This window comes from Citrobacter sp. BDA59-3 (genome assembly GCF_015167655.1).
Lineage (GTDB): Bacteria > Pseudomonadota > Gammaproteobacteria > Enterobacterales > Enterobacteriaceae > Phytobacter > Phytobacter diazotrophicus.
In genome coordinates, this window is the sequence record NZ_CP063427.1 from 1,650,903 (window position 1) to 1,671,342 (window position 20,440).

Below are 20,440 nucleotides of genomic sequence, written 5' to 3' on the forward strand. Positions count from 1 at the left end.
GAGATTATCCTCGTAATATCGCTGTCAGCCCTTTCTCGCAGGCGTAGTTCTGGGCGAATGCCAGTAACGCCGGTGCATTAAGCGGCTTGTCAGGGGCGGTGTAGGGTTGACTGAGTAAGGTGTATTTATTCATGCCCAGCGTGTGATAGGGCAAAAAGTGGATCTCGCGGACGTTCAGTTCGTCGGCGGCAAAATTGGTAATATCGGCAATGGATTTTTCATCGGCATTGAAGCCGGGAATCAATGGAACGCGAATGGTCATCTGCTTACCGGCTTGCGCCAGTCGTTTCAGGTTGTCCAGCACGCGTCTGGCGCTGCCGTCGGTCCACTGTTTAAACGCGCCGCTATCAACATGTTTCAGGTCGGCGAGAAACAGATCCACATAGGGCAGAGAGGGCTCAATGTAGCGCCAGGGCACATGCAGGCAGGTTTCAACGGCAGTGTGGATCCCGTGTTCGTGGCTGGCTTTAAAAAGGGAGAAAGCCAGTTCCGGGTGCATAAACGGCTCGCCGCCGGAAAGGGTAATACCGCCGCCGCTGCGGGTATAAAAGGCTTTATCACGCAACACTGTCGCCATGATGTCCTCAACGGATTTATCTTCCCCGCAGACGGTCAGCGCCTGCGTCGGGCAGCAGTCGGTCAGGGCGTTAAGGTCGTTATCCGTCAGATTTTCACGGGCAATAAGCAGGCCGTTAAGCGCCCGGCTAATGGCTTTCGGGGCCACCTGCTGGCAAAGATCGCAGCCTTCCAGGCACAGTCTGGCGTCGAACAGCACTTCGCGTTCGCGGGCGCGGCTCTCCGGGTTCTGACACCAGCGGCAGCCTAATGAACAGCCCTTTAGAAAGACGACTGTGCGAATACCGGGGCCATCATGGGTGGAATAGCGTTGAATATTGAAAATCATAGGTTGCCCTCATCTTGCATATGAAGATTAAATTACTTTCGAATGAAAGTTATATTGATAAAGGTCAACTCCAGGGCAGGTTGGGGCGTGTTAGTTTTAAAGCATGCTGAATCTCACATTTTGAGGGTGAAAGAATGGAACTGTATCTCGATACATCAGACGTGGCGGCGGTGAAACGGCTGGCGCGCATTTTTCCGCTGGCGGGCGTGACCACCAATCCGAGTATTGTGGCGGCAGGCAAAACGCCTGTTGAGGTGTTGCTGCCGCAACTGAACGACGCGCTGGATGGCAAAGGCCGCCTGTTTGCCCAGGTAATGGCGAACACCGCTGAGGGGATGGTGGCGGATGCCCATAAGCTGCGTGCCATTATTCCCGACCTGGTGGTGAAAGTGCCGGTGACGGCGGAGGGGCTGGCAGCCATTAAATGTCTGAAAGCGGAAGGCATTCCAACGCTTGGCACGGCGGTCTACGGCGCCGGGCAGGGGTTGTTATCCGCACTCGCGGGGGCTGAGTATGTCGCGCCGTATGTGAACCGCGTGGATGCGCAGGGCGGTGACGGAGTTCAGACGGTAAATGATTTACAGCGTTTGTTGAGCCTGCATGCACCAGGGGCGAAGGTGCTGGCGGCCAGCTTTAAGACACCGCGCCAGGCGCTGGCGTGTCTGCTGGCAGGCTGTGAGTCGATTACGCTTCCGCTGGATGTGGCGCAACAGTTTATCGCCGCGCCCGCGGTAGAGGCTGCTGTCGCGAAGTTTGAGCAGGACTGGCAAACGGCGTTTGGCCGGACATCGATTTAACCCTGTGGGGGCTACACAGGGTTCCACATCAATGTCTTTCCCGGATGGCGGCGTAAGCGCCTGATCCGGGCTACCGGGCAATTTACCCTGTGCGGTCTGATGCCCTCACCCCGGTCCTCTCCCACGGGAGAGGGAGCAAACACTAAAAAGGCAACTTACGTTGCCTTTTTAGTGTTTATCTCCGCACACCTCACACTGGGGGTTACGCATCAACTTCATTTCCCGGAACTGGCAGGTCATCGCGTCATACATTACGATTTTTCCGGCGGCGGGCACGCCAAAGTGCGTCAGCACTTTAATCGCTTCCAGCGCCTGTAATGAACCCATCACCCCCACCAGCGGCGCCATCACGCCTGCTTCGACACAGGTCAGCGCGTTTTCACCAAACAGACGGCTCAGACAGCGGTAGCAGGGCTCGCCGTCCCCCCAGGTAAAGACACTGATTTGCCCCTCCATACGAATGGCGGCGCCGGAGACCAGCGGAATACTCTGCGCAAAACACCCGGCGTTGAGCTGATTGCGAATGGCGACATTATCCGTGCAATCCAGCACCAGGTCGTGGGCGGCAATCTGCGCTGACAGGGCGCTTTCATCCAGCAGGGCGTTAAGGGTGTCGAGCTGAACATGCGGATTGATTCGCGCCAGGGCAGCTTTGGCGGATGCCACCTTCGGCTCGCCAATTGTCGCGTCGCTGTGCAACGTCTGGCGCTGAAGATTGGAGAGCGCCACGGTATCGAAATCCAGCAGCGTCATCTGACCAACCCCCGCCGCAGCCAGATACTGTGCGGCTGCGCAGCCAAGACCGCCTAATCCCACCACCAGCACGCGTGATGCTTTTAACCGCTCCTGGCCATCAAAATCGAAGCCGCGCAGAATAATCTGCCGGTTATAGCGCAGCATCTCTTCATCGCTCAACTCGTCTGCCATCTTAGCCTCCGAAGAGATGGTTAAAGGTTTCAACCTCGACCCATTCACCGGCTTCCACATGACCGCGCTCACGCTCCAGCACCACAAAGCAGTTGCCCTGACTAAAGGAGCTGAAAATATGTGAACCTTGCGGGCCGGTGGTGCGGACAATCAGCTCTCCGTCGCTATCACGGCTGAGGATGCCGCGCTGGAAATCAAGGCGACCCGGTGTTTTCTTAAGGCGGGTTGCCGCGCGGGCGCGCAGGCGTAGCGGCAGTGGGCTGGCGGTATTACCGCTCAGCTTCGCCAGCAGCGGCAGTACTAACTGATAGAAGGTCAGCGCGGCAGAGACCGGGTTACCGGGTAAGCCACAGAACCAGCTATTCTTGAGATGGCCGAAGGCGAACGGTTTGCCAGGTTTGATAGCAAGCTTCCAGAAGGTGATTTCACCCAGCTCATCCAGGATAGTTTTGGTGTAATCCGCTTCCCCCACCGACACGCCGCCGGAGCTTATCACCACGTCGGCCTGCTGGTCAGCCGCGATAAAGGTTTCGCGCAGTGTGGCCGGATCGTCACGGACGATACCAAGGTTGATGACCTCACAGCCCAGTTGTTCCAGCATCAGGTGAACCGTCAGGCGATTGGTATCGTAGATTTGTCCGTCCGCCAGCGGCTGACCAGGCAGTTGCAGCTCATCGCCGGTGGAAAAGAGCGCCACGCGGATTTTACGGACGACTGGCACCTCGGCAATGCCCAGCGAGGCGAGCACCGGAAGTTCGGCGGCGGTCAGTTTCTTCCCGGCGCTGAACACGGCGGCGCCCGCGCGAATATCTTCACCCAACAGGCGGATGTTTTGCCCGGCTTTAACCTTACCGGTAAAGCGCACGCCCGCGTCGGTTTGCTCAGTCTCTTCTTGCATCACTACGGCTTCGCAGCCAGCCGGCACAGGGGCACCGGTCATGATGCGCACGCAGGTGCCTGTAGGCCATTCGCCGTGAAAGGGCTGCCCGGCGAACGCTTTTCCGGCAACCGGCAGCGGTTCACCTTTTTCGATATCGGCCAGGCGTACGGCATAACCGTCCATGGCGGCATTGTCAAAGCCCGGCACATTCAGCGGTGAAATCACATCCTGCGCCACAACGCGACCAAAACAGCTCAGCAACGGGAGGGTTTCGCTCTCTGTGAGTGGCGAAACGCGGGACAGCATTTGCGCCAGGGCTGAATCCAGCGGGATCAAGCCTGCGGTATATTCCATAATTTACTCCAGCACCACGCGTGAAAGGGGCCATTATGGCAGAAAATGAGGCCTGACTGCATGTACTCCTCAAGTGCCATAGTGAGATGCCTGCTTTACATCGCAGGATCGACTTTCTATATTCAAAAATTGTATGAAGCTGTGACGACGATAATGATATTTATAGAAAAAGCAGCAAGCTATCCTGACCGGGCGATAAAAAAATGACCAAAGCGGTAATTGCAATTCACGGTGGCGCAGGGGCCATCTCCCGCGCGCAACTGAGCCCGGAAAAAGAACGGCAGTACATTGCCGCACTATCGGCCATTGTCGAAACCGGCCAGAAGATGCTCAATGCTGGTGAAAGCGCGCTGGACGTGGTGACCGAGGCCGTGCGCTTACTCGAAGAGTGTCCGCTGTTTAACGCGGGCATTGGTTCTGTTTTTACCCGCGATGAAACCCATGAGCTGGATGCCTGCGTGATGGACGGGTATTCACTGCGCGCGGGTGCCGTCGCCGGTGTAAGCCGCTTACGTAATCCGGTGCTGGCGGCGCGTCTGGTGATGGAGCGCAGCCCCCATGTGTTGCTGGTGGGGGAAGGGGCGGAGAACTTCGCCTTTGCCGAAGGGATGGAGCCGGTGTCGCCCGAGCTTTTCTCGACGCCAGAGCGTTACGAGCAGCTTCTTGCCGCCCGTGCCGAGGGGCAGACCGTGCTGGATCATGGCGGTGCGCCGCTGGATGAAACGAAAAAAATGGGCACTGTCGGTGCGGTGGCGCTGGATAAGCAGGGAAACCTGGCGGCGGCGACTTCGACAGGCGGCATGACCAATAAATTACCGGGTCGGGTAGGGGACAGTCCACTGCCCGGCGCGGGATGTTATGCCAACAACGCCAGCGTGGCGGTCTCCTGCACCGGAACCGGGGAGGTGTTTATTCGCACGCTGGCTGCCTATGATATCGCCGCGTTAATGGATTACGGCGGTTTAAGCCTGCACGAAGCCTGTGAGGCGGTGGTAATGGAAAAACTGCCTGCGCTGGGCGGTAGCGGCGGCCTGATTGCCGTCGATCGTGAAGGTAACATTGCCCTGCCTTTTAACAGTGAAGGGATGTATCGCGCCTGGGGCTATGCCGGAGATGCGCCAAGCGTAGGGATTTATCGTGAATAAGGAGAGTAGGGTGTCGCACGGGTATGAAACAGACGCCGATGTGGTGCTGGATGTCAGCAATCTGAATGTCGCGTTTCGCCATGACAAACAGCTCACCCAGGCGGTGCGTAACCTGTCGTTTACCCTCAAACGCGGTGAAACGCTGGCGATTGTCGGGGAGTCGGGGTCCGGTAAGTCGGTCACCGCCATGTCGCTACTGCGTCTGCTGGAACAATCCGGCGGCGAGGTGAGTTGCGATCATATGCGCCTGTTGCGCCGTAACCGGGAGCGTGTCGATCTGGCGACGCTCAACGCCTCTCGCCTGCGCGGCGTGCGTGGGGCCGACATTGCTATGATTTTTCAGGAGCCTATGACCTCACTGAATCCGGTCTTTCCGGTGGGTGAGCAAATTGCCGAATCCATCCGTCTGCATCAGGGGCTGGGCAAAGAAGAGGCGATAGCGGAAGCCCGGCGAATGCTGGACCTGGTGCGCATCCCTGAATCACAGGCCATTTTGTCTCGTTATCCGCATCAGCTTTCCGGCGGTATGCGCCAGCGGGTGATGATTGCAATGGCGCTCTCCTGCCGTCCGGCGGTGCTGATTGCCGATGAGCCGACCACGGCGCTGGATGTCACTATCCAGGCGCAGATTCTGCAACTTATCGCCGTGCTGCAAAAAGAGATGGCGATGGGGGTGATTTTTATCACCCACGATATGGGGGTTGTGGCGGATATTGCCGACCGCGTGCTGGTGATGTATCAGGGCGAAGCGGTGGAAACCGGCACCGTAGAAGAGATTTTTAGCGCACCGCAGCATATTTATACGAAAGCCTTGCTGGCGGCGGTGCCGCGCCTTGGCGCGATGAACGGCAGCGATCTGCCGCGTCGTTTTCCGCTGGTTTCGTTACAACATCCTGAAAATCAGGAGCCGGAAACCGAGCAGGACACCGTGGTGGCGGGCGAGCCGATTCTGCAGGTTCGCGACCTGGTGGCGCGCTTCCCGCTGCGCAGCGGGGTGTTAAATCGCGTCACCCGAGAAGTGCATGCGGTGGAAGGGGTGAGCTTCGACCTGTGGCCCGGCGAAACGTTATCGCTGGTGGGCGAGTCCGGCTGCGGCAAGTCGACTACCGGGCGGGCGCTGCTGCGGCTGGTGGAAAGCCAGAGCGGGGTGATTACCTTTAAAGGCGAGCGTATCGATACGCTTCCCGACAGTAAGTTGCAGCCACTGCGTCGGGACATTCAATTTATTTTTCAGGATCCCTACGCCTCCCTCGACCCCCGGCAGACCGTGGGCTATTCCATCATGGAGCCGCTGCGGGTGCATGGCGTAATGAATGAAGAAGATGCCCAGCGGCGCGTGCTGTGGTTACTGGAACGTGTCGGGCTGAAACCGGAACATGCGTGGCGTTATCCCCATGAGTTTTCCGGCGGTCAACGCCAGCGTATCTGTATTGCCAGAGCGCTGGCCTTAAACCCGCGCGTGGTGGTGGCAGACGAATCGGTTTCGGCACTGGATGTCTCGATCCGTGCGCAAATCATCAATTTGTTACTCGACTTACAACGGGAGATGGGGATTGCGTTTCTGTTTATCTCTCATGACATGGCGGTTGTGGAGCGAATCAGCCACCGTGTGGCGGTGATGTATCTCGGTCAGATTGTGGAAATTGGCCCACGTCGCGCCGTGTTTGAGAACCCGCAGCACCCTTACACCCGTAAACTTATGGCCGCCGTTCCGGTGGCCGACCCGTCTCACCCGAGGGCGCAACGGGTGTTGTTGTCGGATGAAATCCCCAGCAACATCCATAAACGCGGCGAGACGGTACAGCGTGTGCAGTTACATAACATCGGCCCGGGTCATTTCGTCGCCCGTTCGACACCGGGCAGCACACAATCACGTTTTTGACAGAAACAGGCAGGGACACTCAGGAGAACAACATGACACAACCTTTACCACGTAAATGGCAGATTGCGTTCGCAGTTGCCATCGCGCTGAGCGCCGCGCCAGCACTGGCTGCCAAAGATGTTGTGGTCGCAGTGGCGTCAAATTTCACCACTCTCGACCCCTACAATGCCAATGACACATTGTCGCAGGCTGTCGCTAAGTCATTCTATCAGGGGTTGTTTGGCCTTGATAAAGACATGAAGCTGCATAATGTGCTCGCCGAAAGCTATACGGTGTCGGATGACGGGCTGGTATATACCATCAAGCTGCGTCAGGGTGTGAAATTCCAGGATGGCACCGACTTTAACGCCCAGGCGGTAAAGGCGAACCTCGATCGCGCGAGTAATCCGGAAAATGCGCTCAAGCGCTACAACCTCTATAAAAACATCGCCAAAACCGATGCGGTGGATGCGACAACGGTCAAAATCACCCTGAAACAGCCGTTCTCGGCCTTTATCAATATCCTGGCCCACCCGGCGACGGCGATGATCTCGCCTGCCGCGCTGGAAAAATACGGGAAGGACATTGGCTTTCACCCGGTGGGGACAGGTCCTTATGAACTGGACACCTGGAACCAGACCGACTTTGTGAAGGTGAAGAAATTCGCCGGATACTGGCAAAAAGGGTTGCCGAAACTGGATACCATCACCTGGCGTCCGGTGGTCGACAATAATACCCGGGCGGCGATGTTGCAGACGGGCGAAGCGCAGTTCGCTTTCCCGATTCCCTATGAGCAGGCGGCGGTGCTGCAGAAAAACAGCAAACTGGAGCTGGTGGCCAGCCCCTCGATCATGCAGCGCTACATCAGCATGAACGTAACGCAAAAGCCGTTCGACAACCCGAAAGTTCGTGAAGCCATCAACTACGCCATTAACCGTCAGGCGCTGGTGAAAGTGGCGTTTGCCGGGTATGCAACACCGGCAACCGGTATTGTTCCACCGTCACTGGCGAATGCGCAAACCTACCAGCCGTGGCCTTACGATCCGGCAAAAGCCCGCGAACTGTTGAAAGAGGCTGGCTATCCAAATGGGTTCAGCACCACGCTGTGGTCATCCCATAACCACAGTACCGCGCAAAAAGTGCTGCAGTTTACCCAGCAGCAACTGGCGCAGGTGGGTATCAAAGCGCAGGTGACGGCGATGGATGCCGGACAGCGTGCGGCGGAAGTGGAAGCGAAAGGGCAGAAAGAGAGCGGTGTGAGGATGTTCTACACGGGCTGGTCGGCGTCGACCGGGGAGGCCGACTGGGCGTTGTCGCCGCTGTTCGCCTCGCAGAACTGGCCGCCAACCCTCTTCAACACGGCGTTCTACAGCAACCCGCAGGTGGATAAAGACCTGGCCGACGCGCTGAAAACCACCAATAATGAGGAAAAAACCAGGCTCTACAAGGATGCGCAGGATATCATCTGGAAAGAGTCCCCCTGGGTGCCGCTGGTGGTGGAGAAGCTGGTTTCCGCTCACAACAAGAACCTGACAGGGTTCTACATCATGCCGGACACCGGCTTTAGCTTTGACGAGGCCGACCTGAAATAAGAGCGCATGTCCCCTCTCTTCGTGAGAGGGGAGTGACGGAAGAGACGATGCTGAATTATGTTTTGAAACGCCTTCTGGGTCTTATCCCGACGCTACTGATCGTGGCGGTACTGGTGTTTTTATTTGTTCACCTCTTACCGGGCGACCCGGCACGGTTGATCGCCGGGCCGGAGGCCGATGAGCAGGTGATTGGACTGGTACGCCAGCAATTAGGTCTCGACAGGCCGCTCTATATCCAGTTCGGGCACTACATTGTTAATGTGCTGCAGGGTGATTTCGGTATCTCGATGGCCTCACGCCGTCCGGTAGTGGAAGAGATCGCCAGCCGCTTTTTCCCGACGTTCTGGTTGACCATCGCCAGTATGACCTGGGCGATGCTGTTTGGCCTGGTGGCGGGGATTGCCGCCGCGGTATGGCGCAACCGCTGGCCGGACAGGCTCGGCATGGCGCTGGCGGTGACCGGGATCTCCTTTCCGGCTTTCGCGCTGGGCATGCTGCTGATGCAGGTTTTCTCCGTGGAGTTGGGCTGGTTGCCGACGGTCGGGGCCGATAGCTGGCGGCACTATATTTTGCCGTCGATAACGCTGGGGGCCGCCGTGGCCGCAGTAATGGCGCGCTTTACTCGTGCGTCCTTTGTCGATGTGCTCAATGAAGACTACATGCGTACCGCGCGCGCCAAAGGGCTCAGCGAAAAATGGGTCATACTCAAGCATGGCCTGCGTAATGCGCTGATCCCGGTGATCACCATGATGGGGCTACAGTTCGGCTTTTTGCTTGGCGGCTCGATTGTCGTCGAGAAAGTGTTCAACTGGCCCGGCCTCGGGCGTTTGCTGGTGGACTCCGTTGATATGCGCGATTACCCGGTTATCCAGGCGGAAGTTCTGCTCTTCTCGCTGGAGTTTATTCTTATCAATTTAGTGGTGGATGTGCTGTACGCCGCCATTAACCCCGCTATCAGGTACAAGTAAGGATGCGATTGTTAAACTGGCGTCGAGCGGCGATTTTAAACGCCATGCCTGGGCTGAAACCGGACCAGGTGCGTACCCCGTGGCATGAGTTCTGGCGGCGTTTTCGTCGTCAGCCCCTGGCGATGACCGCCGGGTTGTTTGTGCTGATTCTGATTTTGTTGGCTATCGTCGCCCCCTGGGTTGCCCCCTTCGATGCCGAAAACTATTTCGATTACGACCGCCTTAATGACGGACCATCGCCATTGCACTGGTTTGGCGTGGATTCCCTGGGCCGCGATATCTTTAGCCGCGTGCTGTTGGGGGCGCGAATTTCGCTTGCCGCCGGGGTGCTGGCGGTACTGATTGGCGCGCTGATTGGCACCGTGCTGGGTTTGCTGGCCGGGTATTACGAAGGCTGGTGGGATCGCATCATCATGCGCATTTGCGATGTGCTGTTCGCTTTTCCCGGTATTTTGCTGGCGATTGCCGTGGTGGCGGTGATGGGTAGCGGTATGGCGAATGTCATCATTGCCGTGGCGGTTTTCTCTGTTCCGGCTTTCGCCCGGCTGGTGCGCGGCAATACCCTGGTCCTTAAACACCAGACCTTTGTCGAGTCGGCGCGCAGTATTGGCGCAAGCGATATGACCATTCTGTTTAGCCATATTCTGCCGGGTACGGTGTCGTCGATCGTCGTCTATTTCACGATGCGTATTGGCACGTCGATCATTTCGGCGGCGAGCCTCTCCTTCCTCGGACTGGGGGCGCAACCGCCCACACCGGAGTGGGGCGCCATGCTCAATGAAGCACGCGCGGATATGGTGATTGCTCCCCATGTGGCGCTGTTCCCCTCCCTGGCGATTTTTCTGACCGTGCTCGCGTTTAACCTGCTGGGCGACGGGCTTCGGGACGCGCTGGATCCCAAAATCAAAGGGTAATTAATACTTCACTGAGGGCCTTGAGAAACGCGGGAAGTACCGGGTTTGGATTGGCCTTTGAGTACACCAGGAAGTTGTGTGCCTGAATATTGACCCCTTCGATGTTCATAAAGGTGACATTGGCCATGCCCAGCGCGCGCGATGATGCTGGCACGATGGCGCATCCCAGCCCGGCATTTACCATTCCGAGGATCGTGTGGGTCTGGGCCAACTGATATTTAAAATCCGGCGTAATGTCGTTAAAGACGAACAGGTCGGTAATGCGATCGTAAAAGTGGCGCGCTTCATCCGGGCTGTAGAGAAAAAAGGGCTCATTGTTAAAGGCGCTGAGGGGAATTTTTCGCTTGCGTGCCAGCGGGTGATCGCAGTGAAAGGCGGCGACAAATGTCTCCCCCTGCAGAGGCTGATACGCCAGCAGCGGGTTGGGTGGGACATGGCGCACAAAACCAACGTCAATACTGTTATTTTCGACAGAGCTAATTTGTTTGTGCGAGACCTGCTCAAATAGACGGAAATCCACCCCCGGTAATTTCACCGACAGCGCTTTAAGCAACTGCGGAATAAAACTCCAGGCAAATACCGCCGTAAATCCCATAGATAACGTGCCGATTTCGCCGGATGCGCATTGCTGAACGGAGGATTCAAGTCGGTCTGCTAATTTCAGTATTAATCGTGACTCCGTCAGCAAATGTTGGCCCATATGGGTAAGCTGCACGTGACGGTTATTCCTTTCAAACAACGCTCCGCCCAGACTCTTCTCCAGAAGCTGTATCTGGCGGCTGAGCGGCGGCTGGGTCATATGCAGGCGGGCTGCGGCGCGTCCGAAGTTCAATTCTTCAGCAACGGCGATGAAACAACGCAACTGATGTAAATCCATAATTCAATTCTTATATTAATGAATACCGGATTTATATTAGACATGAATTATTGCCCTGTCCATCATCTGGTTATTAACTACGCGACGGATGATAGATATGACAAATAATATTGCTCAACAAAAAACACACATTTTATTAACCCAGGCGGTGCCAGCACCAATTGATGAAATATTACGGCGCGATTACGAAGTGCATCGTCTTTACCAGGCGAGCGAGCCGCAAAAAATGCTGGCAGATATTGGCCCACTGATTGAAGGCGTGGTGACCGGCGGCGCAAAAGGGCTTTCCCGGGAGATAATGGAATCTCTGCCGGCGCTTAAAATTATCGCCATCAGCGGTATCGGCACAGATGCCGTCGACCTGGCGTATGCCGCAAAGCACGGTATCTATGTCACCACCACACCCGGCGTGCTGACCGATGACGTGGCGGATATGGCGCTGGGCCTGTTGATTTCCACCCTGCGACAAATGAGCGAAGGTGAGCAGGTCGTCCGTGCGGGGCGCTGGCCGCAAACCAACCTGCCGCTGGCGCGCAAAGTCACTGGCACGACGGTGGGGATTATCGGCATGGGGCGTGTTGGCCAGGCCATTGCCAGACGGGTCGCCGCCTTTGACGCCCGTATTCTCTATACCGACCTCGCGCCGATTGCCGCCCTTGATTACACCTTTATTGCTGATATTCAGGCGCTGGCGCAGGAAGTGGATGTTCTGGTGCTTGCGGCCTCTGCCGACAGCGGCGAGGTGATCATCAGTGAGTCGGTGCTGGAGGCGCTGGGGCCCGAGGGCTATTTCATCAATGTGGCGCGCGGCAAGCTGGTGGATGAAGCGGCGCTGCTTGATGCCCTGACCCACAAGCGTATTGCCGGAGCCGGGCTGGATGTGTTTGCCCATGAGCCGCACGTACCGGAAGGCTTTTTCACCCTCAATAACGTCACCCTGCAGCCGCACCGCGCCAGCGCGACCGTTCAGACTCGCCTGGAGATGGGCAACATTGTGCTGACGAATCTGGCGGCCTGTTTTAGCGGCAACGTGCCGCCACACCGGGTATAGCCATCGTTTCTGAACCCTACAAATAAAAGTGAGAAAACAATGAGCAAACAAATGGATGTCTCGCTGGAGCAGGTCAAACGGGTCGGACATCACCGCTATTGGGTGCTGGGATTGATTTTCATCATCACCGTTATCAACTATGCCGACCGCGCGACCATGTCGATTGCTGGCACCTCGGTGGTGAAAGCGCTGGGTCTCGACCCGATGATGTTGGGGATGATCTTCTCCGCTTTCGCCTGGGCCTACGCGCTGGGGCAGATCCCCGGCGGCTGGCTACTGGACCGTTTTGGTGCCAAAAAAGTCTACGGCATGAGCCTGGTGCTGTGGTCCGTGTTCACTATGCTACAGGGTACCGTGGGCTGGATCGGGATGACCGGTAGTCTGGCGGCGATGACCCTGTTTCTGATGCGCTTTATGCTAGGCCTGGTGGAATCCCCCGCATTCCCGGCAAACTCCCGTATCGTCTCCAGTTGGTTCCCGACGCGCGAGCGTGGCGTGGCCTCGGCGCTGTTTAACTCCGGGCAATACATGGCGGTAGTGGTCTTCACGCCGATCATGGCCTGGCTGACCCATGCATGGGGTTGGGAGCATGTGTTCCTGTGGATGGGGGGAGTGGGACTGGTGCTGGCGACCGTCTGGTTTGCCTGGTATAAGGAGCCGCATAAAGACCCGCGTCTGACAGAAGAAGAGAAAAACCTGATGCGCGAGGGCGGGGCGCTGGTGGATCTGGACAGTGAAGGGGCGGCAAAGGCGAAGAAAACCTCGCTGCGCGATGCCAAATGTCTGTTTACCAACCGCAACCTGTGGGCCATTTACCTGGGGCAGTATTGTATTACCGCGCTGACTTACTTTTTTATTACCTGGTTCCCCATCTACCTGATTCAGGGGCGCGGTATGACCATCATGCAGGCGGGATGGGTTGCCGCACTGCCTGCCATCTGTGGCTTTACCGGCGGTCTGCTGGGGGGTTATCTGTCTGACATTCTGATTAGCCGGGGCATACATCCTTCCCGTGCCCGTAAAACGCCGTTTGTGCTGGGAATGGGGCTGTCCACCATGCTGGTATTCGCCAATTTCGTCGACAGTAACAGCGCGGTAATTTTCCTGATGGCAATGGCGTTCTTCGGTAAAGGCTTCGCGGCAGTGGGCTGGGCGGTATTGTCCGATGTTGCGCCGAAAACCATGATTGGCCTGTGCGGCGGCGTGTTTAACGGCATCGGTAATATTGCCGGGATCGTGACACCATTGGTGATCGGTTATGTGGTAACGGTAACCGGCTCGTTTAACAACGCGTTGTGGTTTGTGGCAGCGCACGGTGTGCTGGCGGTGGTGAGTTACGTAGTGATTGCGACACGCTTTGAACGTGTTGACGCGGCATAAAGAGAGAAAGGCGCCGCCTGGAAACAGGCGGCGACAGGGTCAGACCCGGCTACCCCACAGATCGTACTCGTCGGCGTTTTCGACTTTCACGCGGATGATATCGCCCGGTTTCACATTCGTTTCCCCGTTCAGATAGACCGCGCCGTCGATTTCCGGTGCATCCGCCATGCTGCGGCCGATTGCCCCTTCTTCATCGACTTCATCGATAATGACCAGAATTTCGCGGCCCACTTTTTCCTGCAGACGCTCTGCGGAAATCTGCTGCTGGAGCTGCATAAAGCGGTTCCAGCGCTCTTCTTTGATCTCTTCCGGCACCTGATCGGCCAGTTCGTTGGCGGTCGCACCGTCTACCGGGCTGTATTTGAAGCAGCCAACGCGGTCCAGACGCGCTTCTTTGAGGAAATCGAGCAGCATCTGGAAATCTTCTTCGGTTTCGCCAGGGAAGCCGACGATGAAGGTCGAGCGCAGGGTCAGTTCCGGGCAGATTTCGCGCCACTGCTTGATGCGCGCCAGTTGACGATCCACGGAGCCAGGACGTTTCATCAGTTTCAGGATACGCGGGCTGGCGTGCTGCAACGGAATATCCAGATACGGCAGGATTTTGCCCTCTGCCATCAGCGGAATGACATCATCAACGTGCGGGTAAGGGTAGACGTAGTGCAGACGCGTCCAGATACCCAGTTTTGACAGTTGTTCGCACAGGCCAACCATGCTGGTTTTTACCGGTTCGCCATTGTGGAAGCCCATACGGTGCTTCACGTCCACGCCATAGGCTGAGGTGTCCTGGGAGATAACGAGGAGCTCTTTCACACCCGCATCCACCAGACGTTTGGCTTCACTTAAAACGTCGCCAATAGGACGGCTTACCAGATCGCCACGCATCGAGGGAATAATGCAGAAGGTGCAGCGATGGTTGCAGCCTTCGGAAATTTTCAGATATGCGTAATGACGAGGAGTCAGTTTGACGCCCTGTTCCGGCACCAGGCTCAGGAACGGGTTGTGCTTCGGTTTCGGCACATAGTGGTGCACATGCTCAAGCACCTGCTCGTAGCTATGCGGACCGGTGATTTCCAGCACTTTCGGATGGACTTCACGAATCTGATCGACTTTGGCGCCCAGACAGCCGGTGACAATCACTTTGCCGTTTTCATTAAGGGCTTCGCCAATGGCTTCCAGCGACTCTTGTACCGCGCTGTCGATAAAGCCGCAGGTGTTGACGATAACCATATCGGCGTCGTTGTAGCTCGGTACCACGTCATAGCCTTCGGTGCGCAGTTCGGTGAGGATGCGCTCGGAGTCAACGAGGTTTTTCGGGCAACCGAGAGAAACAAAGCCGATTTTCGGCTGCAGGGTCACATTGCTCATAGTTCAAAAAATAATCAGTTAAGGGATGCTCAGGGCAGGGATTGTACAGATAACGCCGGGAGATTTATAGAGGATTCTCGGCCGGGCAGGGTGAAAAAACGACTGCCTGCCTGGCAACGGCTTCGTTATAATTTAATACGACGAAAATTGCCGCTATCAAAATTCATCAACCGTATCCCGGTCAGCATGAATAACGGTAAACGCTAAATAATCCTGAACGACATTGAAGCTGATACTGGTTTCATAAACATCTTCAATATTCATGTCCTGACATAAATTAAAGATGAAATAGTTAATCTGATAATAAAGGACGTAAGTATTGTCGTGTAGATGCTCAACCCTGCTGATAACGAAATCGTTGGTTGAGCGCGCATGCGGGCTGATGAAGGTTAAGTCCATGTTCAGAATAGGGATAAGCGCCGGATTTTGTCGGTTTTGCTCAAGATAATGCTGAAGCTGTACGGCGGAATCTGCATTGTGCTTATGAATAGCGACTGGCAGCGGAAACGTGTTCATAGCGACCCTTGTAATACGGTGTATGGCATTAACATAACACGCACTTCGTGGTTCTTCATAAACCGTTAACGGGGTATTTCGGGGTACGAAATCGGGCCGGGGAAAATACCTCTAAAGGATATCTCTGCGGATTGAATTTACACCGAGAAGGCTCCGGTGTTTGCGTGTAAATATAAAAACCAAAAAAAAGCCGCTCGGACGAACGGCATAGAGACAACACGGAATTACGCAGAAACATAATGATTTACGAGCTAAATAATAGCTTGCTAATGATATCTTGTCTGCCACGTTTATCGCTAAATTTTGGCTAAATGTGCGCTGTGATGGCCGTCAACATAGTATAAAAATCAGACAGAGTATGATTTGTGCCGCTGCGCTCGTTTGAAATAGTGGCGGCGTAACGCATCATGCATTTGCATGCCCCCATGAGCAGATCCCGGATTTCATGCTCATGGGGATTTTCTCTACTCTCTATATATCTCTACATAGAAAGCGTTGCATCACGGGGTACCGTTATTTCCATAGCGCAGGAAAGCAGGGCGCAGATTTAAGCGTTCAAACCATGCCTCCACTGCCGGGAAATCCGGGTGTTCAAAGGGCGTCATCTTCCAGCGGTTCACCGACAATCCCAGCACGATATCGGCAAGAGTGAACGTCTCCCCGGCGGCCCAGGCGCCCGTGCGTTGCAACTGTTGGTCGAGAATACCGACGCAGTGATTCCACTCCTTGATACCGGCGGCAATCGCATTCTGATCGTTGTAGTCAGGGTTTTTACGCACCAGTGCCGGGAAAACGTAGCGCCATGCGCTATTAAAGTCGGTGGCCTGCCAGTCCATCCAGCGCTCCACATTCGCGCAAGCTCGCGGTTCGCCAGGAAGCAGATCGTCGCGGCCCGCTTTACGCGCCAGATAGCGGCAAATGGAGTTGGATTCCCACAGGATAAAGTCATCATCAATGAGTACCGGCACCATCGCATTTGGGTTCATGGCCCGGAAGGCGTCCGTCTGCGTCGAGGCAAAGCCGCTGCCATAGTCTTCCTGTGAATACGCCAGCCCCGCTTCTTCGCAGGTCCACAACACTTTACGCACGTTAATTGAAGACGTTTTACCCAATATTTTCAGCATGACGCGAATCGCCTTTTGCGAGATTAATCGTTTAAAAACAATACACCAGCAGCGCATCACCTGGCTACAGGGCCCTTGAGCACCAGCATGGTGCGCTGCCTCATTCTGGTTCACCAAAATGGGTACGTTTGCCCTGAGTTATCGCTAAGTTGCTGAAATGTCATTAAGCGCAACCTGGCATAGTGCTTGCAATAACGCTAACGCAGTGCAACACACAATTTGATAAATAGCTGGCTAGGGTTCCGGTTCGCTAAGGCGGATGTCTGGTCCAAGAGCTGGCGACCTCTGAGAGGTTACACGGCGGGACAAAAACCCGGGAGACAGCAGCACCAGTGGGTGTCGCGCTGCCCCCTTTTTTTGTACCAATCAGAGGTCAATAATGAAGAAATCTCCATTGCTCCGCTCTCTCGTGCTGTCGCTGGTCATGCTGACCACTCTCCCAACCTTTGCCGCCGTGAAGAAAGAGTTCAATGTCTGCTGGACCATCTACGCAGGCTGGATGCCGTGGGGCACCATCAGTAACAGCAAAATCATTGATAAATGGGCCGACAAATACGGTATTAAAATCAATGTCGTACAGCTCAACGACTATATCGAATCTATTAACCAGTATACCGCGGGCCAGTTTGATGGCTGCACCATGACCAACATGGATGCGCTGACCATACCGGCGGCGGGCGGCGTGGATAGCACCGCGCTTATTCTCGGCAGCTACTCCGAAGGCAACGATGGCGTGGTGATGAAAGGCGAGGGCAAAACCCTCAAAGACCTGAAAGGCCAGCAGATCTACCTGCCTGAACTGTCCGTTTCCCACTATCTGCTGGTGCGCGGCCTGGAGAAAGCCGGTCTGGCAGAAAAAGATGTCACCGTGGTGAATACCTCCGATGCCGATATCGTCTCTGCCTTCGCCACCCCGAAAGTGCAGGCGGCTGTCGCCTGGAACCCGCAACTGTCGGTTATCAAAGGCACGCCGAAAACCACCGAAGTCTTTAGCTCCTCTCAGGTACCCGGCGAGCTTATCGACATGATGGTGGTCAACACCCAGACCCTTAAAGATAACCCGGCGTTGGGTAAAGCCCTCACTGGCGCATGGTACGAAATGATGGCGCAGATGAAGGCGCAGAATAAAGAGGCGCTGAGCGCCATGGCGGCGGCGTCCGGCACCGATCTGGCGGGCTATCAGGCGCAGCTTAAAACCACCCATCTCTTCTACACCCCGGCCGATAATCTGGCGTTTATCAGCTCCCCGGATCTGGCGAAAACCATGCAGCGCGTTGCGGCATTCTCCTTTGAAAAAGGGTTGCTGGGTGACGGCGCGCAAAGTGCGGATTTCATCGGCATGGCCTTTCCGGGCAACGTTTCTGCCGGGGATGCCGCCAACGTGAAGCTGCGCTTTGACGACAGCTTCGTGAAGATGGCCGCCGACGGCAAGCTTTGAGCGAATGACAGGAACTCACGCCATGCGACACATTAACCGCCATCCGACCCGGGGCATGCGTCTGACGCTTGTTCTGCTGCCTTTCGTCATTTTGCTGGCGGCGTACTTTCTGGGCTCTGCGGTGCGGCTGGAGGCCAACCCGCAGGATAAGCTGCTGCCTGGCATGCAGCAGATGCTGGACGCAATGTCGCGAATGGCGTTCACCCCGGATAAACGCAGCGGCGACTACCTCTTCTGGATGGATACGCTGGTGAGCCTGGCGCGTCTGTTGACCGGGCTGGCGATTGCCTCGCTGATTGGTCTGTGCCTGGGCATTACCGCCGGGGTCTTTCCGATGTGGCGCGCCTCGCTCTCGCCGCTGATGACCGTGCTGTCGATGATCCCGCCGCTGGCGATCCTGCCGGTGCTGTTCATCGTCTTCGGGCTGGATGAGTTGTCAAAAGTGATGCTGATTGTGATTGGTATCACCCCGATGCTCGCCCGCGACCTTGAGCATCGCGCCTGCGAAATCCCGCCGGAAATCCTGATTAAGGCGCAAACGCTGGGGGCATCAAGCTGGACGCTGGTGCTGCGGGTGGTACTGCCGCAGCTTCTCTCCCGCCTGTTGACCTCGCTGCGTCTGCTGTTGGGATCGGCCTGGCTGTTTCTTATCTCAGCAGAGGCCATCTCCTCAACGGCAGGGCTGGGGTATCGCATTTTTCTGGTGCGCCGCTATATGGCGATGGACGTCATCATCCCCTACGTGGTGTGGATAACGTTGCTGGCATGGCTGATGGACCTCGGCCTGCGCCAGTTGCATAAAACCTGTTTTCCCTGGGCGGAAGGAGGGAAGGCATGAGTTTTATCGACATCAACAATATCTGGCAGGAATATGGCGCCCATGTGGTGCTCGAACGCCTCAATCTGCGGGTCAACGCCGGGGAGTTTTGCTCAATGGTGGGAGCTTCCGGCTGCGGGAAATCGACTTTTCTGCGTCTGTTGCTGGGCCAGGAAGCGCCGAGTCGCGGCACCATTTTGCTTGATGGCAAGCCGTTGCAGGCTGAGCCGGACCGCAGCCGTGGCGTGGTCTTCCAGCGTTACTCCGTCTTTCCCCATTTAAACGTGCTCGATAACGTCACCATTGGTCTTGAGTTGCCGAATGCGCGCTTCCTCGGACGTCTGTTTGGCGCCAGCAAGCGTGAGGCGCGGGAGCGCGCCGTGTGGATGCTGCAAAAAGTGGGCCTTGGGCAGGCGCTGGATAAATACCCGGCCCAGCTCTCCGGCGGTATGCAACAGCGCCTTGCTATTGCCCAGGCGTTCATTATGCAACCGCGCGTGTTGCTGCTTGATGAGCCCTTTGGCGCACTCGACCCCGGCATTCGCAAAGATATGCACGCCCTGTTGCTGCAACTGTGGGGCGAAACCCGGATGACGGTTTTTATGGTCACCCACGATCTCTCCGAGGGCTTTAACCTCGGCACCCGGCTGCTGGTGTTCGACAAGGTGCGTATCGACCCGCACGAACCCAATGCCTACGGCGCGCGCATTACTTATGACATTCCGCTCAATGAAGCGCGTCTGGCGGAAATGACCGACCCGCAGCCCGATAACGTCTACGCATTAAGGAGTTAACTTAATGACTTTATTAGATAAAGAAACATCTGTTCTGCGTGAAGAGACGCTGCCAGGCGGCGGCAGTCTCTCCTTTATTCTCAAGCGCGGGCAGATCCTGCGCATGACCGACATCGAAGGTGGGGCAAACGTCAGCCTGATGATGCTTAACCCGCATGAAAAGAGCGAACGTCTGAACCTGCCCGATACCTTAAAAGGCCAGCACACCGCGCGCCTGACGGCAGGCCACTGTTTTTACTCCGATATGGGGCGTGTGCTGGCGGGGATTATCGCGGATACCTGCGGCTGGCATGACCCGTTTGGCGGCGTGCTGGATGCGGCAGAAGTGAAGGAGAAATATGGTCAGGGGCGTTATCAGGATTTGCGTAACGGTTTTTTCCGCAACGGCGCCGACAACCTGCTCATTGAGATGGGCAAATGGGATTTGAACCTTGAAGACTTGCTGATGGTGGTGAACTTCTTTAGCAAAGTCACGGTGGATGAGCACGGCGCTTTTACCTTCCACAGCGGTGCGTCGAAGGCTGGCTGCTACGTTGAACTGTTTGCGCCAATGGATGTGCTGGTGGTGCTCACCGCGCTGCAACACCCGATGGACCCTGCCGCAGATTATGCGCCCCGCCCGGTACAACTGGCCTGGCGACAGGCGGCAGACGAAAACGCCGCCATTGAGGCTTTGATGACGCGCCCGGAAAACACGCGTGCCTTCACCAACACCCGCTTATTTGCCCTGTAAGGA

The 20,440-nt window shown here is 56.3% G+C and carries 19 protein-coding genes and 1 riboswitch; of the genes, 12 read left to right on the top strand and 7 right to left on the bottom strand.

Annotation, left to right across the window (positions count from 1 at the left end):
- Nucleotides 1-4: 4 nt before the first annotated feature.
- Nucleotides 5-904, bottom strand: coding sequence for a glycyl-radical enzyme activating protein (locus IP582_RS07715; RefSeq protein WP_193795560.1), 900 nt, complete (start codon nt 902-904; stop codon nt 5-7).
- A gap of 134 nt (nt 905-1,038) precedes the next feature.
- On the opposite strand from IP582_RS07715, the gene fsa reads away from it, so the two are divergent.
- Nucleotides 1,039-1,701, top strand: coding sequence for a fructose-6-phosphate aldolase (fsa, locus tag IP582_RS07720; protein ID WP_193795561.1), 663 nt, complete (start codon nt 1,039-1,041; stop codon nt 1,699-1,701).
- 168 nt (nt 1,702-1,869) lie between these two features.
- Here the strand turns inward: fsa and moeB are convergent, their stop codons facing one another.
- Complete coding sequence (moeB, locus tag IP582_RS07725; protein WP_193795562.1) at nt 1,870-2,628, bottom strand: molybdopterin-synthase adenylyltransferase MoeB; 759 nt, start codon at nt 2,626-2,628, stop codon at nt 1,870-1,872.
- 1 nt (nt 2,629) lies between these two features.
- A complete protein-coding gene (moeA, locus tag IP582_RS07730) occupies nt 2,630-3,862 on the bottom strand; it encodes a molybdopterin molybdotransferase MoeA (RefSeq protein ID WP_193795563.1) in 1,233 nt (410 codons plus the stop codon).
- A gap of 203 nt (nt 3,863-4,065) precedes the next feature.
- On the opposite strand from moeA, the gene iaaA reads away from it, so the two are divergent.
- The 5 genes from iaaA to gsiD are packed head-to-tail and all read left to right on the top strand — an operon-like array spanning nt 4,066 to nt 10,342.
- Nucleotides 4,066-5,007, top strand: a complete 942-nt coding sequence (gene iaaA / locus IP582_RS07735; protein ID WP_108701762.1) for a beta-aspartyl-peptidase — start codon at nt 4,066-4,068, stop codon at nt 5,005-5,007.
- Between the two features lie 10 nt (nt 5,008-5,017).
- Nucleotides 5,018-6,889 (top strand): glutathione ABC transporter ATP-binding protein GsiA, encoded by a 1,872-nt coding sequence (gsiA, locus tag IP582_RS07740; RefSeq protein WP_079498290.1) that lies wholly within the window; start codon nt 5,018-5,020, stop codon nt 6,887-6,889.
- A 32-nt stretch (nt 6,890-6,921) separates the two neighbouring features.
- The gene (gene gsiB / locus IP582_RS07745) at nt 6,922-8,460 is read left to right on the top strand and encodes a glutathione ABC transporter substrate-binding protein GsiB (RefSeq protein WP_039077175.1); all 1,539 of its coding nucleotides are present in this window, start codon (nt 6,922-6,924) and stop codon (nt 8,458-8,460) included.
- A 47-nt stretch (nt 8,461-8,507) separates the two neighbouring features.
- Nucleotides 8,508-9,428 (top strand): glutathione ABC transporter permease GsiC, encoded by a 921-nt coding sequence (gene gsiC, locus IP582_RS07750; RefSeq protein ID WP_039077174.1) that lies wholly within the window; start codon nt 8,508-8,510, stop codon nt 9,426-9,428.
- Between the two features lie 2 nt (nt 9,429-9,430).
- Nucleotides 9,431-10,342, top strand: a complete 912-nt coding sequence (gsiD, locus tag IP582_RS07755) for a glutathione ABC transporter permease GsiD (RefSeq protein WP_193795564.1) — start codon at nt 9,431-9,433, stop codon at nt 10,340-10,342.
- On the opposite strand, the gene IP582_RS07760 is transcribed toward gsiD, so the two are convergent.
- Nucleotides 10,332-11,219 (bottom strand): LysR family transcriptional regulator, encoded by an 888-nt coding sequence (locus IP582_RS07760; RefSeq protein ID WP_039077172.1) that lies wholly within the window; start codon nt 11,217-11,219, stop codon nt 10,332-10,334. The genes gsiD and IP582_RS07760 overlap by 11 nt on opposite strands.
- A 97-nt stretch (nt 11,220-11,316) precedes the next feature.
- Between IP582_RS07760 and IP582_RS07765 the strand changes: the two genes are divergently transcribed.
- Entirely contained in the window at nt 11,317-12,270 is a 954-nt protein-coding gene (locus IP582_RS07765; RefSeq protein WP_193795565.1) for a 2-hydroxyacid dehydrogenase, read from the top strand.
- Nucleotides 12,271-12,309: 39 nt separating this feature from the next.
- Nucleotides 12,310-13,650, top strand: coding sequence for an MFS transporter (locus IP582_RS07770; RefSeq protein WP_228007949.1), 1,341 nt, complete (start codon nt 12,310-12,312; stop codon nt 13,648-13,650).
- Between the two features lie 39 nt (nt 13,651-13,689).
- Here the strand turns inward: IP582_RS07770 and rimO are convergent, their stop codons facing one another.
- The 3 genes from rimO to IP582_RS07785 form a co-directional block, all read right to left on the bottom strand.
- The gene (gene rimO, locus IP582_RS07775) at nt 13,690-15,015 is read right to left on the bottom strand and encodes a 30S ribosomal protein S12 methylthiotransferase RimO (protein ID WP_193795566.1); all 1,326 of its coding nucleotides are present in this window, start codon (nt 15,013-15,015) and stop codon (nt 13,690-13,692) included.
- A gap of 156 nt (nt 15,016-15,171) precedes the next feature.
- Nucleotides 15,172-15,531 carry a hypothetical protein gene (locus IP582_RS07780; RefSeq protein ID WP_071196050.1) on the bottom strand — a complete coding sequence of 120 codons (360 nt, stop codon included), beginning with the start codon at nt 15,529-15,531 and terminating at the stop codon, nt 15,172-15,174.
- A 500-nt stretch (nt 15,532-16,031) separates the two neighbouring features.
- Nucleotides 16,032-16,655, bottom strand: coding sequence for a glutathione S-transferase family protein (locus IP582_RS07785; protein WP_193795567.1), 624 nt, complete (start codon nt 16,653-16,655; stop codon nt 16,032-16,034).
- A gap of 223 nt (nt 16,656-16,878) precedes the next feature.
- Nucleotides 16,879-16,977, top strand: a riboswitch (guanidine-I (ykkC/yxkD leader).
- Nucleotides 16,978-17,034: 57 nt separating this feature from the next.
- Here IP582_RS07785 and IP582_RS07790 point away from each other — a divergent pair.
- The 4 genes from IP582_RS07790 to IP582_RS07805 are packed head-to-tail and all read left to right on the top strand — an operon-like array spanning nt 17,035 to nt 20,437.
- Nucleotides 17,035-18,093, top strand: a complete 1,059-nt coding sequence (locus IP582_RS07790; protein ID WP_193795568.1) for a putative urea ABC transporter substrate-binding protein — start codon at nt 17,035-17,037, stop codon at nt 18,091-18,093.
- Nucleotides 18,094-18,115: 22 nt separating this feature from the next.
- A complete protein-coding gene (locus IP582_RS07795) occupies nt 18,116-18,931 on the top strand; it encodes an ABC transporter permease (RefSeq protein WP_039077166.1) in 816 nt (271 codons plus the stop codon).
- The gene (locus tag IP582_RS07800) at nt 18,928-19,704 is read left to right on the top strand and encodes an ABC transporter ATP-binding protein (RefSeq protein WP_193795569.1); all 777 of its coding nucleotides are present in this window, start codon (nt 18,928-18,930) and stop codon (nt 19,702-19,704) included. Before IP582_RS07795 ends, IP582_RS07800 begins: the two co-directional genes overlap by 4 nt.
- 4 nt (nt 19,705-19,708) lie before the next feature.
- Nucleotides 19,709-20,437 (top strand): urea amidolyase associated protein UAAP1, encoded by a 729-nt coding sequence (locus tag IP582_RS07805; RefSeq protein WP_193795570.1) that lies wholly within the window; start codon nt 19,709-19,711, stop codon nt 20,435-20,437.
- Nucleotides 20,438-20,440: the final 3 nt, after the last annotated feature.

Excerpts from the sequence above, each read along its gene's own strand:
- IP582_RS07805 (WP_193795570.1), top strand. The coding sequence starts at position 19,709 with ATGACTTTATTAGATAAAGAAACATCTGTTCTGCGTGAAGAGACGCTG.
- IP582_RS07765 (WP_193795565.1), top strand. The coding sequence starts at position 11,317 with ATGACAAATAATATTGCTCAACAAAAAACACACATTTTATTAACCCAG.
- gsiB (WP_039077175.1), top strand. The coding sequence starts at position 6,922 with ATGACACAACCTTTACCACGTAAATGGCAGATTGCGTTCGCAGTTGCC.
- IP582_RS07795 (WP_039077166.1), top strand. The coding sequence starts at position 18,116 with ATGCGACACATTAACCGCCATCCGACCCGGGGCATGCGTCTGACGCTT.
- moeA (WP_193795563.1), bottom strand. The coding sequence starts at position 3,862 with ATGGAATATACCGCAGGCTTGATCCCGCTGGATTCAGCCCTGGCGCAA.
- iaaA (WP_108701762.1), top strand. The coding sequence starts at position 4,066 with ATGACCAAAGCGGTAATTGCAATTCACGGTGGCGCAGGGGCCATCTCC.
- moeB (WP_193795562.1), bottom strand. The coding sequence starts at position 2,628 with ATGGCAGACGAGTTGAGCGATGAAGAGATGCTGCGCTATAACCGGCAG.
- IP582_RS07760 (WP_039077172.1), bottom strand. The coding sequence starts at position 11,219 with ATGGATTTACATCAGTTGCGTTGTTTCATCGCCGTTGCTGAAGAATTG.
- IP582_RS07780 (WP_071196050.1), bottom strand. The coding sequence starts at position 15,531 with ATGAACACGTTTCCGCTGCCAGTCGCTATTCATAAGCACAATGCAGAT.
- rimO (WP_193795566.1), bottom strand. The coding sequence starts at position 15,015 with ATGAGCAATGTGACCCTGCAGCCGAAAATCGGCTTTGTTTCTCTCGGT.
- gsiC (WP_039077174.1), top strand. The coding sequence starts at position 8,508 with ATGCTGAATTATGTTTTGAAACGCCTTCTGGGTCTTATCCCGACGCTA.
- IP582_RS07800 (WP_193795569.1), top strand. The coding sequence starts at position 18,928 with ATGAGTTTTATCGACATCAACAATATCTGGCAGGAATATGGCGCCCAT.
- gsiD (WP_193795564.1), top strand. The coding sequence starts at position 9,431 with ATGCGATTGTTAAACTGGCGTCGAGCGGCGATTTTAAACGCCATGCCT.
- fsa (WP_193795561.1), top strand. The coding sequence starts at position 1,039 with ATGGAACTGTATCTCGATACATCAGACGTGGCGGCGGTGAAACGGCTG.
- IP582_RS07785 (WP_193795567.1), bottom strand. The coding sequence starts at position 16,655 with ATGCTGAAAATATTGGGTAAAACGTCTTCAATTAACGTGCGTAAAGTG.
- IP582_RS07715 (WP_193795560.1), bottom strand. The coding sequence starts at position 904 with ATGATTTTCAATATTCAACGCTATTCCACCCATGATGGCCCCGGTATT.
- IP582_RS07770 (WP_228007949.1), top strand. The coding sequence starts at position 12,310 with ATGAGCAAACAAATGGATGTCTCGCTGGAGCAGGTCAAACGGGTCGGA.
- IP582_RS07790 (WP_193795568.1), top strand. The coding sequence starts at position 17,035 with ATGAAGAAATCTCCATTGCTCCGCTCTCTCGTGCTGTCGCTGGTCATG.